At 34.6% G+C, this 12475-nt stretch carries 16 protein-coding genes; 9 read left to right on the forward strand and 7 right to left on the reverse strand.

Annotated features, from left to right (window positions below; translation table 11 throughout):
* Positions 1–32: 32 nt before the first annotated feature.
* Both JST55_07525 and rlmD read right to left on the reverse strand, forming a co-directional pair.
* The gene (locus tag JST55_07525; GenBank protein ID MBS1493342.1) at positions 33–512 is read right to left on the reverse strand and encodes a hypothetical protein; all 480 of its coding nucleotides are present in this window, start codon (positions 510–512) and stop codon (positions 33–35) included.
* 20 nt (positions 513–532) lie between these two features.
* Positions 533–1948 (reverse strand): 23S rRNA (uracil(1939)-C(5))-methyltransferase RlmD, encoded by a 1416-nt coding sequence (rlmD, locus tag JST55_07530; protein MBS1493343.1) that lies wholly within the window; start codon positions 1946–1948, stop codon positions 533–535.
* Between the two features lie 128 nt (positions 1949–2076).
* Here rlmD and JST55_07535 point away from each other — a divergent pair, with 128 nt between their 5' ends.
* The 3 genes from JST55_07535 to lptC (JST55_07545) are packed head-to-tail and all read left to right on the forward strand — an operon-like array spanning position 2077 to position 5019.
* On the forward strand, positions 2077–3072 hold the full coding sequence (locus JST55_07535; protein MBS1493344.1) for a KpsF/GutQ family sugar-phosphate isomerase: 996 nt from the start codon (positions 2077–2079) through the stop codon (positions 3070–3072).
* Positions 3073–3074: 2 nt separating this feature from the next.
* The gene (gene lptC / locus JST55_07540; GenBank protein ID MBS1493345.1) at positions 3075–3602 is read left to right on the forward strand and encodes an LPS export ABC transporter periplasmic protein LptC; all 528 of its coding nucleotides are present in this window, start codon (positions 3075–3077) and stop codon (positions 3600–3602) included.
* A gap of 19 nt (positions 3603–3621) precedes the next feature.
* Positions 3622–5019 (forward strand): LPS export ABC transporter periplasmic protein LptC, encoded by a 1398-nt coding sequence (gene lptC / locus JST55_07545; protein ID MBS1493346.1) that lies wholly within the window; start codon positions 3622–3624, stop codon positions 5017–5019.
* Between the two features lies 1 nt (position 5020).
* Here lptC (JST55_07545) and JST55_07550 read toward each other — a convergent pair whose 3' ends face one another.
* Genes JST55_07550 through JST55_07570 form a run of 5 tightly spaced genes read right to left on the reverse strand, consistent with a single transcriptional unit; the run spans position 5021 to position 9128 of the window.
* A complete protein-coding gene (locus JST55_07550; GenBank protein MBS1493347.1) occupies positions 5021–6502 on the reverse strand; it encodes a hypothetical protein in 1482 nt (493 codons plus the stop codon).
* Positions 6503–6506: 4 nt separating this feature from the next.
* Positions 6507–7031, reverse strand: a complete 525-nt coding sequence (locus JST55_07555; GenBank protein MBS1493348.1) for a hypothetical protein — start codon at positions 7029–7031, stop codon at positions 6507–6509.
* The gene (locus JST55_07560) at positions 7032–7859 is read right to left on the reverse strand and encodes a tetratricopeptide repeat protein (protein MBS1493349.1); all 828 of its coding nucleotides are present in this window, start codon (positions 7857–7859) and stop codon (positions 7032–7034) included.
* A 24-nt stretch (positions 7860–7883) separates the two neighbouring features.
* Positions 7884–8327: a hypothetical protein gene (locus JST55_07565; GenBank protein ID MBS1493350.1), complete on the reverse strand. Its 444-nt coding sequence runs from the start codon at positions 8325–8327 to the stop codon at positions 7884–7886.
* Positions 8328–9128 (reverse strand): DUF4292 domain-containing protein, encoded by an 801-nt coding sequence (locus JST55_07570; GenBank protein MBS1493351.1) that lies wholly within the window; start codon positions 9126–9128, stop codon positions 8328–8330.
* 146 nt (positions 9129–9274) lie between these two features.
* On the opposite strand from JST55_07570, the gene JST55_07575 reads away from it, so the two are divergent.
* Genes JST55_07575 through JST55_07600 form a run of 6 tightly spaced genes read left to right on the forward strand, consistent with a single transcriptional unit; the run spans position 9275 to position 12474 of the window.
* Positions 9275–10168, forward strand: coding sequence for an ATP-binding cassette domain-containing protein (locus JST55_07575; GenBank protein MBS1493352.1), 894 nt, complete (start codon positions 9275–9277; stop codon positions 10166–10168).
* A 25-nt stretch (positions 10169–10193) separates the two neighbouring features.
* Positions 10194–10922 (forward strand): ABC transporter permease, encoded by a 729-nt coding sequence (locus JST55_07580; GenBank protein MBS1493353.1) that lies wholly within the window; start codon positions 10194–10196, stop codon positions 10920–10922.
* A gap of 14 nt (positions 10923–10936) precedes the next feature.
* Entirely contained in the window at positions 10937–11386 is a 450-nt protein-coding gene (locus JST55_07585) for a YhcH/YjgK/YiaL family protein (GenBank protein MBS1493354.1), read from the forward strand.
* Positions 11387–11390: 4 nt separating this feature from the next.
* Positions 11391–11858, forward strand: a complete 468-nt coding sequence (locus tag JST55_07590; GenBank protein MBS1493355.1) for a hypothetical protein — start codon at positions 11391–11393, stop codon at positions 11856–11858.
* Between the two features lie 47 nt (positions 11859–11905).
* A complete protein-coding gene (locus JST55_07595) occupies positions 11906–12130 on the forward strand; it encodes a DUF433 domain-containing protein (GenBank protein MBS1493356.1) in 225 nt (74 codons plus the stop codon).
* Positions 12131–12135: 5 nt separating this feature from the next.
* Positions 12136–12474, forward strand: a complete 339-nt coding sequence (locus tag JST55_07600) for a DUF5615 family PIN-like protein (GenBank protein ID MBS1493357.1) — start codon at positions 12136–12138, stop codon at positions 12472–12474.
* The last annotated feature ends 1 nt before the right edge of the window (position 12475 follow it).

Consider the following 12475-nt stretch of genomic DNA (forward strand, 5'->3'; position numbering starts at 1 on the left):
AGTTGGAGGGGCTATAAATTTCAACACGTGCATTAATTTTTTAATTCCGTATTCATCCGGCTTTTTAAAATTTCATCGTCTTTCTTTTTGTAAAAAAACTTGTACAACACTTTATACACTACCGTTCCGACTACAAAGGCGAGAAATAATGGTAACAGAATTTCGATAGATATAATAGAATCCCTGAACGAGATATAGAAGAGAGTAAAATCAGTCATGAATAGAACTGCAGCGAGTCCCGCCGGAATAGAAGCCAGAAATTTTTTGTAATTTATAAGCGCTCCGCCCGCAACTCCGAGTATAACATTTATAATCCAAAGTGTTTCTAAATTAGGAATAAGAACTACTTTTATTTCATTCTGCGGCTGAGTTGTGAATCCCGAATATGTTATAACCAGTACGCACGAAGTTATAAAGCACAATGCACCTATAATGGCAAAAAATTTTTCAAGAGGATTTTTCTCTAAATAGAATTTTTCGGTTGGGGTGTGTTGCGGTTTTGTATTATTCATTTAAAAATTAATTTCTGAATTTAATTTCTCACCAAATCCACTACGTTCTCTATGTGATATGTATGCGGGAACATATCAACGGGCTGAACGATATTTATTTTATATTTTCCTTTGCCGCAGATTATCTGCAGGTCGCGCGCCTGCGTAACGGGATTGCAGCTTACGTAAACAATTTTTTCAAAATCGGTTTCGGCAAGTATCTCGCATATCTTCGGATGAAGCCCTGCCCTCGGCGGGTCAAGAATAACTTTATTATACTTATGCAGCTCCTGCACATCTTTTGAGAGCAGGAAATCTTTTATATCGCCTAATTCAAAATCCACATTTGAAATATTATTCAGCTCCTTGTTTTGGAATGCATTCTTAATGGAATCCTCGACAAGCTCAACACCTTTCACCTCAGCAACTTCATCTGAAACAAAAATTGAAATAGAACCGGTACCGCAGTATAAATCCAGAATTTTATCCGTCTTCTTAAAGTCACCTGCCTTAGCAGCTATGTTATATAATCTCTCACCCTGTTTTGTATTAGTCTGAAAAAATGAGTTTGCGGAAATTTTAAATTTGAATTTCGCGCCGTTATCCTTATTCAATTCTTCTTCGATATATCCCTTGCCGAAGATAACTTTCTCTTCATCACCGAATGCAACCTGCGCTTTTTTATTTGAGACTGCATTTATAAATGTTGTGACTTCGGGAGCGATTTTCTTCAGTCCTTCCGAATATTCATTTATCAATTCTTCGTTGTAATCATAGGTGATGAGCGAGACCATTAAGTCATTTGTATTCTTGCACTCCCGCACAATTAAAAATCTTAAAAATCCCGAGTGAGTGTTCACAGTATAAACGCTTACACCTCTGCTTTTAAAAAAATCGCGGGTATAATTTAAAATTCTGTTAGATGCATCCGATTGCAGCCAGCATTTGTGAACATCAACTATCTTCGAGTGAAATCTCGGCACATGCAAGCCCAGCGCAAAATCTTTCGGGGTTCCTAACTCCACATCTTCCTTCGTGAGCCATCTGTCATCGGAAAAAGAGAATTCCATTTTATTTCTGTAAAAGAAAATATCATTGCTTGCAAGAGCTTTGGGAATTTCAAGGTTTTCAAATCCTCCGATTCTTTTAAATGCGTTTCTTACAGCTTCTGTTTTAAAATCAAGCTGCTTATCATATTCATAATTCTGAATTTTACATCCACCGCATGTTCCGAAATAAATACAGGGCGGCTCAATTCTGTATTGAGACGGCTTTACTAATTCAAGCAGCCTGCCTTCGCCGTAATTTGATTTCTTCTTCTTTAATTGAATACGCACTGTATCACCCGGAAGCACCTTATCCGTAAAAATTACAAAACCCTCTTCGGTTTTACACACGCCTTTACCTTCGGAGTTCAGTTCCAGCACATCCAGCGTAAGCTCATCGCCTTTTTTCATCTGCTATTGAGTTAAATTGTATTAAAATTAATGATATTTTTTTAAACCTGTATTATAGCTAATTTCTTAAAATTAATTCGGATTTTTAAGTCAGATTTATTATTTAACAGAAATAACTTCAGAACACATTGTCTAAAAAAGATTCAGCGAAAGATATTATAAAGAACGCTAAGAAGGTCGTCTGCATTGAAAAAAAAGAAATCGCTTCACTAGAAAGAAGATTTAACGATAAAACATTTGCATATAATTTTGCTTCCGCAGTTGAACTGATTTATAAATGCAAAGGCAAAGTTGTTGTGACGGGTGTCGGGAAGTCCGGCATCATTGCTCAAAAAATTGTTGCAACTTTTAACTCAACAGGCACATATTCTATTTTTTTGCACTCGGCAGATAGCGTTCATGGCGACCTTGGTATTTTGCGGGATGATGACGTTGTCATAGCTATTTCAAAAAGCGGCGACTCAACCGATGTTACTCAAATACTTCCACTAATCAAAACTCTTAAAGTAAAAATTATAGGTCTTGTCGGTAACGTTAATTCCGAAATAGCGAAGGTATCAAACATCGTTCTTGATGCTTCTGTAAAAGAAGAAGCCTGTCCTCATAATCTTGCGCCTACATCTTCATCTACAACAGCGCTTGTCTTGGGAGATGCCCTTGCAATTGCGCTTCTTCAAAAAAGAGATTTTTCCAGAGAAGATTTTGCAAGATTTCATCCGGGAGGAATTTTAGGCAAGAAGCTTTTGCTTAAAGTCAGTGATTTATTACAGGAAGAAAATAAAATTCCGATAGTAAACTTCGATGCAAACCTGAAAGATATTATATATATGATTTCCTCAAAACGCCTCGGCTGTACGTGCGTTGTGAAAAAAGGCAAAGTTGTGGGGATAATTACCGACGGAGATATAAGAAGATTTCTAGAAAAAAATATTGAACGGATTTCTACTACTAAGGCAAAAGATATTATGAATCCCGTCCCCAAAATAATTCCGCCGAACACCCTTGCAAGAACAGCTTTGGAAATCATGGAAGAAAATAAAATTACTCAGTTAATTATTGCCGATAAGAAAAGAAAAGTTCTGGGAGTGCTGCATATGCACAGATTGATTGAAGAAGGGCTCTAAACTTGCAAAAATTAATTTACATATCTCTTTTTTTTATTTCACTGGTGTTTGTTTCCTGTGAAGATAAATTCGAACCGCCGAAATCCGACCTTTCATCCGAGAATATTCCCGTGCAGGAAAGCTGGAACTCAAGTGTAACTTTTTCCGATTCAGGCTTTGTAAAAGCGATTTTGAAAGCAGGACATATTTCTGCCTTCAGCGATAAAGGTTATACTATTATAGATAGCGGCGCAGTAGTGGATTTTTATAAGAACGGAGAAATTGTATCTACCTTAACAGGAAGAAGAGGAAAGGTTGAAGATAATACAAAAGATATTGAAATATACGATAGTGTACGTGTAGTAAATAAGTCTGGCAGCGAATTGAAAACTTCCAAGCTGCTCTGGAAAAATAAAACACAAAAAGTTTATTCAGATGTATTTGTCAGTATAAAAACTCCAAAGGAAAGAATTGAAGGCGTGGGATTCGAGTCAGACCAGAATTTAACAAACTATAAAATCTATCAGGTTAGCGGAGTCTTTGATAAATAGAATAACATATAAATATTGTTTGATAATCCTGTTCATTTTATTTTCTGCAAATATTTTTGCTCAGGATAAAGTTGAACTGATACATGCTGACTCTCTCACCGGCAAAAATGAAAACGGAGTGCTGGTAAGGGAAGCCCAGGGAAATGTGCAGTTCAAACAGGGTAACATTACTGTGTTTTGCAATTCCGCTACTCAATATCCTGACCAGAACAAAGTTGATCTGCGCGGTAACGTAAAAATATATCAGGATACACTTTCGCTCTTCACATCAAAAGGAATTTATTATGGGAATGAAAAACGTGCAACAGGTGAAGGCGGAGTTACGTTAAAAGACCCAAACGCAACTCTCCGGGCTAACAGCGGAGTCTATTTTTTTGATCAGGCAAAAGCAGATTTTCATGGAGATGTGATTATTATCAATCCTCAATATAAAATTACTTCGACTGATTTAACTTATCTTCGTAATACGGAAGACTCATTTGCAAAAGGTAATGTAATTGTTACAACAGATTCTGCCATTATTAAAGCAGAGAACATAAATTTTTACAAGAGGCAGTTCAAAACTTTTGCATGGGAAAAAGTTGTGATAGACAGCGACTCGACACTGATATATTCAGATACGCTCACACATTACTCAGATAAAAAAGAATCTTATGCAGCAGGTAATGTAAAGGTGAATAGTCTTAACAATAACACAATCCTTTACGGAAATATTCTTGAAAATTACGAATTAAAAAATTATACAAAGCTTGCAGGAAAGTCTAAGTTAGTCCAGATAGATAAAACAACTCCGGACACCCTCTATATATACAGTTCCTACATGGAGGCGTTCAGGACGAAACCGGAATACTACATTGCAACAGACAGCGTGGAAATAATACGAACGAACTTTTATTCCAAATGCGGACGTGGAATTTATTTTAAGGATTCTTCTAAAGTCGCTATGGAAAAAGAACCCATTGTATGGCAGGATAACATGCAGATAACGGGAGATTCCATCTATGCCGAGCTTCCCGGTAACAAACTTCAAAGCATTTTTGTAAAAAAATTAAACATACCAAATACAAAACCTTCGTTCATGATTTCGCAGGGAGATTCAAGCTTTGCCGACAGGTTTGACCAGATACGTTCGCGTGATATATCCGTTTATATTCAGGATGACAAAGTTGATTCAATAAAAGCGATAAGCAATGCCTCAAGCATTTATTTTATATATGAGGAAAAGAAAGCTAACGGAGTAAATAATTCAGAGGGAGATAATATTTATATTTACTTCGACAGGACTGAAAACACAGTTTCCAAAATCAGAATTGAAAAAGGTGTGAAAGGAGTGTATTCGCCTGAGACAGACATCGGCAAAGTTACATTAACTCTACCGGGATTTATTCCAAGAAATGACAAACCAATCAGAAGATAATTTATCTTTTATTCTTTTTATTTTTCTTCATCAGATCCTCGAGCTTTTCCTGCGCCCATTTTACTGATTGCGGCACCATTGTCTTCATCTCTTCTTTAAATTTTGCAGCTTCATAATCATCGTATTTCATTTTCAGCTTAGTAATTTTCTCAATAGATTTAATATGCTGCGAGTAAATTCTCTTTGCATCTTTTGAAATATTTTTATTCTGCTTTAAGAATAATTTGTAATTTGTAATTAGATAAAGCGCCTGCTCGTACATGTCCAGTTCATAAAAACATTTCAGCAGTAAGTTTTTTACATCGTATCTGAAATAGAAAAATTCATATTTAACCTTGCTGATAAACTCAAGCGCTTTAGGATAATTCTGTTTATCGTATTCAAGCAATGCGTAGCTGAAGTCCCGCATATTATCACGAGATTCCTTCGGAATTTTATCAAGATTTCTCTCTAAGAACGATATCAGCCAGTCATAATCTTTCTCTTCTTTTGCAATAAGCACAATGTTCCTGAATCCGAGCAAAGTAATTACCTGCGGTTTATCCGGCTCAGAGAAGAGCTGATACGTATCCATCTTCTTATATACATCGAGTAGATTTTTATTGAACTCAAATTTACCGAGATGAATATAATCTATGCAGAGAGATGCAAAAGCATGGAGCATCTCAGACTGCTCTCTTAAACTGAACTTATCAATATTATTTGAGAAAATTTTCTCTGCAGAAAAATAATAATCCGTTTTTGAAAAATCAGTCTGCGCAACATAAAAATAATAATGCACTGCAAGTACGGGATATTCATCGGGATGACTTTTTTTTATGTATTCAAGCAGCGCTTCAAGATTTATATTCTCAAATGCAGCGTTCAGCAAACCTGCATCGGGCTTTATATTAAAGTTATGTTCATTGGTATACAAAAGAATTTTCAGCTTCAGCATCTTCAGAAGGAAGAAGAAAACAAGATTTTCTCCGCGCTTAGTTGTTGTCTCCACTCCTTTATCTTCTTTGCTTCTCCTGAAATAAAAATCGTACTTTAAATCTTCAAGCTTTTTTCTGAATAAATACACTTCATCGGGGTCATGCTTTTTAATATCAATTGATTCGTATGCTTCATTGATTTTTTTGGTAAAAAGTGTATCAAGCATTCTTATGCTTAATGCTTCAAGAGTGGAAGTGCTTTCCACAAAAGGATTGCTTCGGGTGAATTTAATTGTTATGAAATCCTGGCCATGCCGCAGCAGGTCGGAGAGTATATTTCTTACACGTGAATCATTATAAGGTTTGCCGGGGTATAAAGCTTTGAAGAAATTTTCTTTTGTAAACTTCGGATTGTTAAACTCAGGGTAATACTTTTTGAAAAATCTATAGCTTTGTGATATAGTTTTATCCCTGTTGAAAAAAGGAGAGTCGATGAATCTTTCAAACTCCTTTATTTCATCATGACTGAAGGTTGCGAGAAGATCTATAAATTTTGATTTGAACAAATCTTTAATTTGTAATCTTTACTTGAGAAGTGCTCTTTAATATAATCTGCGGCTTGCCGTTGTACTCTGAAATTATTCCGCTTACTTCAACATTTTTATTTTTAAAACGGTTTACATCTCCGAACTTTGCAAAATCATCTTTGAAAATTACTGCAGCGCATGTGTTCTTCGGAAACTTTCCGTCAAAGTTAAGATAAGCAACTTTTTCGTTTTTATATACATCTGCTATGTAACCTGTAACAACTGCATTTTTCCCAATATATTTTGCAGTCTGTTTTGCTTTTAGTGATACGGTTTCCTGCTTCTGCTGAGTCTGCGGTACCTGCTTATCCTGCTGAATCTGTTCCTCAGCTTTTGCATCGGTTTTGTTTTCGTTCTTTACTTCTTCTTTTGCTGTTTCTCTCGGTGTTTCTTTAGGAGTAGGATTTTGCTGTTCAATTTTTATATCGCTCGAAGGATTTTTATTTTCCTTAGAGCAACCTGTGAAGAGAAAAGCAATTAACAATATGTAAAGAAAAACCTTATTCATTTATTTTTTTAAATTTGCTTTTGCCTGGTCTAAATACTGCTTTATCCCGCTCTCCATATTTGGGTCAAAGCTCAATCCTTTTTCCATATACTCAACTGCTTCTTTATATTTTTTCTGTAATAGATAAACAATTCCTTTTCTTGCAAGCGCTTCTGCATCGTTTGGATTTATCACCAGCGCTTTATCGTAATCAGTCATTGCTAAATCCAGCTTACCGATATCTTTATATAATGCCCCGCGTGTTGTGTACATTTTAGGATTTTGCGGAGCAGTTTCAATTGCTTTATCTAAAGTCGAAATTGCTTTGGCAGTATCATTCATATAAAAATACAAAGTACCTTTAATCCTGTAATTTTCTCCGTCAGATGAATTTATACTTATTGATTTATCAATCACCGTCATTGCTAAATCATATTTTGATTCAGCCGTATAAATACTTGCAAGGGTCTGGTATGACATTAAAGATTCCGGGTCCAGCTCAATTGATTTATTCATATCTTCAATTGCTTCTTTTGTATTTCCTATAAAAAAGTATGTTGTGCCTCTTCCTGCATATGCACGGGCAGAGTTAGGGTCAAGATAAAGAGCCATTTTAAAATCAACAAGCGCAGATTTAAAATCGTGAAGTAAAACATAAGCATTTCCCCTTGCCGTATAGCCTCGGGCGCTATCTTTATAAGTATTGATGTATTGCGAGTAGTACTCTGCTGCTTTTTTAGGATTGCCGTTTGCGAAATATTGATTGCCCATATCCATCATTTCTTCGGGGGTGTTTTGCCCAAACACTTTTAACGATACAAACAGAAAAAATATGATTAACCTTTTCATAACAAATCTTATTTCCTTATTTCCTTATTTCAATAAAGAAGTTTTATTTTGTGAGTCGAGCATTTCGTAATACTTGTTCAGAATTAAAATGCTTTCAGGAGATAGTTTTTTCGAGTACATATTATTTTTCAGACGGAAAATAATATTTGAACATTCAGGCATTGAATTGAATTCAGATGTAAGTAAAGATTTTCCCGCCTTAAAATATTCCATTGAGCCTGTGTAGCCGCACTTATTTTCACCTGCATTCTCTTCTGTAATAGCTGCAAGAAGTTTATTGATGATATCTTTATCCTGAATGGTTACAATATCATTTTTATTGGTAAGCTTACCTGTCTTATCATAAAAATACAGCTTTATCATATCTGTACCTTCTGTTTGCTTATCCAGTGATTTTTTTATCGAATCATCACATGAACAAAAAACAAATACTAACAAAACTAATAAAATTGAAAATAAATTTTTCATTTAATTTGTCCAGACCTTCTTTTTAGTGCCGCTTGGTATTGAAACATAAAAACTTAAGTTCATTTGGTTAGTTGAATATTTTTCAAAGGTTAATGTTACGTACTCGCCTTTCTTCGGATTGCTTGCCTGAATAGTTTTAGCATGCCACCCGTCACCGCTGCTCACAATGTTAGAAAAATTTATAGCGGAAATTATATCCCCTTTAAGGTTAGTGTATTCACATTTATTTACAACATAAGTAGATTTATCTACGTAATATTTTCTGTTTATGATTATTCCTTTGTCGCTGGTTGTAGTAAATATAAGAGTATAATATAAACCTGATTCGGATAGTGCCATCACATCGTTTTTAAATTTAACAATCTTCATTGTACCCGTGAATGCATTCATTAAATCATCATAATAAACTTTCATTCGGACAACTGCGCTGATGTTTGCCTGGTTCGTCGGTCCCGTAATGGAATAATCATTGAGTGCATTGAGATAAGTAAAATTGTTTCTTCCGAAATAACCTGTTGCAACATCTACACCCAGAGGACCATCTATCTTAAACCACAGATCATTTTTCTTTCTTGCTCTTACTTCAATTGAAGCAGACTCATCCATTCCCGGAGCTTTGATTTTTACTTCACCTTCGGAAAGAATATTGTCGGTCAAATCACTTCTTCGGTTCACTTCTTTCATAATATCAAGTATCTGATTTTCTGCTTCCGTTGTTCCGGTGTAAAACTCGTCAATTTCCTGCGCAAAAACAGGAAGGGAAAACGCGATGAAAAAAATTATAAGTAGATATTTCTTCATGAGAGGATTTAATTTATTATTCAATATATTTTCATTTATTAATTAATTCAAGAAAGTATGAGGTGCATTAAAATGTAGATAAATCTGCGTTTTTAAACAATTTATGAAACACATACAGTATGCGAACGTAGAATTAAAGCACATCTATGGAAAATTACATAATTGAAACAAAAGATATCAATAAATCTTACGGGCGGGAGCAGATTTTATTTGATGTGAATCTTAAAATCCCCGAAGGTTCCATATTCGGCTTTCTTGGGAAAAACGGAGCGGGCAAAACAACTACGCTTAAGATTATAACAGGCTTAATAAAACAGAGTTCAGGTGAGTGTCTTGTGTTTGGAAAAAATATCAAAAATGAGCGAGTAGAAATTTTAAAAAGCACAGGAGCAATAATAGAGTCACCGGGATTTTATTCAAATCTTACTGCAAAAGAAAATCTACTGTTGTTCCAGTCATATTATGGAAATAAAGACGCAGGTAGAGTAAACGAATGCCTTGATATAGTTGAGCTTCACAGCGAAAACAAGACCTATGAAAAATTTTCACTTGGAATGAAGCAGAGACTTGGAATCGCTTTCGCATTATTGAACAAGCCCAGGTTGTTAATTCTGGATGAACCTACTAACGGACTTGACCCTGAAGGAATAATAAAAATAAGAGAGCTTATAAAAAGATTTTCAAAGGAATTCGGAATAACTATACTTATCTCAAGTCATATATTAACTGAAGTTCAGCAGATTGCAACACATATAGGAATTATTGATAAAGGAAAGCTGATACAGCAGGGAAGAGTGGAAGATATGTTCAATGACGATGTAAGAGAATACACAATAAGTGTTTCAGACTTACTGAATATGAAGAGTTTAATTCCATTGGCAGAAATAAACGAAGAGAAGAATGAACTTAGAATAAAATGTTCAAAGCAGGAAGCTAGCAGGATTTTAAAAACAATACTTGAGAACAATATTGAAATTTACTCGATGACATATAATAATAATCTTGAAGATCTATTTTTTAATTTAACCGCCGGGAAATAGCCAGAGGAATAGCCAAAGGAAAAAAATGATATCAATATTAAAAAATGAACTGACGAAAATTAAGCGGGAAAAAATAAATTATCTTATAATTTTTATTTCGCTTTTTATTCCTCTGTTAAATTTTTTGCTTACAGTAAATTTGCGCGCACGGGCAAAAGATCCTTCAATATTTACAATTGATTATTACTTTAATAATAATGTAACATATTTATCTATTATATTCGGACCGATGCTAATAGCGTTTGTCGGGATTTATTTGTTTTTGAAAGAGTATAAAGACGATACTTTAAAAATGCTGCTGCTGACTCCGTTAACAAAAAACAAAATATTCTGGGGGAAATTGTTATTTACACTTTTATTCGGAATGTGTGTTGTGATGATTTCATTTTTATTTTCCATTCCACTTGCAATGATTGGTGGTTTTCAGGGAATGAGCGGAGAGATTATATGGGTATATTTCATAAAGCATTTTAAAGCGGGGTTTTTACTGGTCTCATTTATTCCGTTCACATTTTTTATAACGCTGCTGTTCAGAAATATTTTGTTCGCCTTGTTCGTTTCGCTGATGTGCATGATTTCGGGATTTCTTATAGTAGGCAGCAAATATACACCTTATTATCCATGGTCTGCATCTGTATTGTTAAATGCTCAGCAAACCGAAATTAATTTATTAATACCAATAGCAACGCTGACTTTAAATTTTGTTTTATTTGCAATACTTTCGTATATAAAATTTACAAAACAGGAAGTTTAATTATAAAAAATAAAATGATCACAGATAACATAAAAAATGCCGCGCAGTATTTTTCTTACGGGAACAGATTTCAGAAAGCCCTGGAGTATTTACAGGTAACGGATTTCGGATTAATAGAAAACGGCACCCATGAACTTGACGGTAAAAATATTTTTGCAATAGTAAGTGAGTACGATACAAAACCAATGGAAGAAGGAAAGTGGGAATCACACAAGAAATATTATGACGTGCAGTTCGTCGCAAGCGGCGAAGAGAAGATAGGATATGTTTACAAAGAAAAAGTAAAAATATTACAGGAATATGATGAAGAAAATGATTACATGCTTTGGGACGGCGAAGGGGATTTTTTGACTGCAAAGGCAGGGGATTTTTTAATCCTCGGTCCCGATGACGTGCACATGCCTTCAATTCAGATAAACGGACCCTCAAAAGTAAAAAAAGTTGTGGTAAAAGTTTTAATATAAAAATATGTTCGAGCAGTTAATTGAAACGTTTGATATTAACAACAGAATTAATATCTATCTTTTAAGTTCACTCAAAGAAGAACATTTCAAAGACCAGGACGGAGGCAAAGGAAGAACTGTTGGTGAGCAGTTTGCGCATATCCATAATGTGCGGCTGATGTGGCTGAAAGTTTCTGCGACTGAACTTATGCAGGGATTGAATAAGGTTGAAAAAGAAAATCCCATTACTATAAAACTTCTCGAAAAAGAATTAAAGGCATCAGGTGAAGCAGTAAAAAAGTTAATTGAGCTGAGCTATAAAGAGAAGGACGGAAAGATTAAAGGATTCAAACCGCATTACGCTGCTTTTGTCGGATATTTAATTTCACATGATTCTCATCACCGAGGACAGATTATGCTGGCGCTAAAACAATCAGGACATCCCGTTGATAAAAAAATTCAGTTTGGGTTATGGGAATGGGGAGTAAGATAAGTATTTTTTTTGTTAATTAATAAAAATACTTTATAATTTATAATACTATGCAAAGAGTAACAGTAAATCCAGAAATTTGTAACGGCAAACCTACAATCAGAGGTTTAAGAATTACCGTTAAGACAATTCTTGAATATCTTGCTGCAGGTGATTCAGTTGAAAATATTCTTAAGGCATATCCTGTTCTGGAAGCTGAGGATATAAAAGCTGCATTGGATTTTGCTGCGAAGTCAATGGATAGAGAGCTCACTTCTTTCAAAACAGTTGCGTAAAGCAAATGAAATTTCTTGTAGATGTAAACCTTCCTAAATATTTTGCTTTCTTCAATTCTCCTGATTTTGTACATCTTATGGATATAAATCCCCAAATGTCAGATACAAATGTTTGGAACTATGCTAAGAAAAATAGTCTTATTATCTTAACCAAGGATTCAGATTTTTATTATAAATCAATTTCTGAAGAAAAATCTGTTAAAGTAATTTACTTCAGATTAGGAAATCAGAAACTCTCAGAACTGCATTCATACTTTACAAAAAATTGGGACTTAATAAAAAATCAAATTGAACATAACTGGCTAATATTGGCTTCTAATGACGAAATTGAAATAATTTTATAAT

This window comes from Bacteroidota bacterium, assembly GCA_018266835.1.
In the GTDB taxonomy this organism is placed as follows: domain Bacteria; phylum Bacteroidota; class Ignavibacteria; order Tepidaquicellales; family Tepidaquicellaceae; genus JAFDZO01.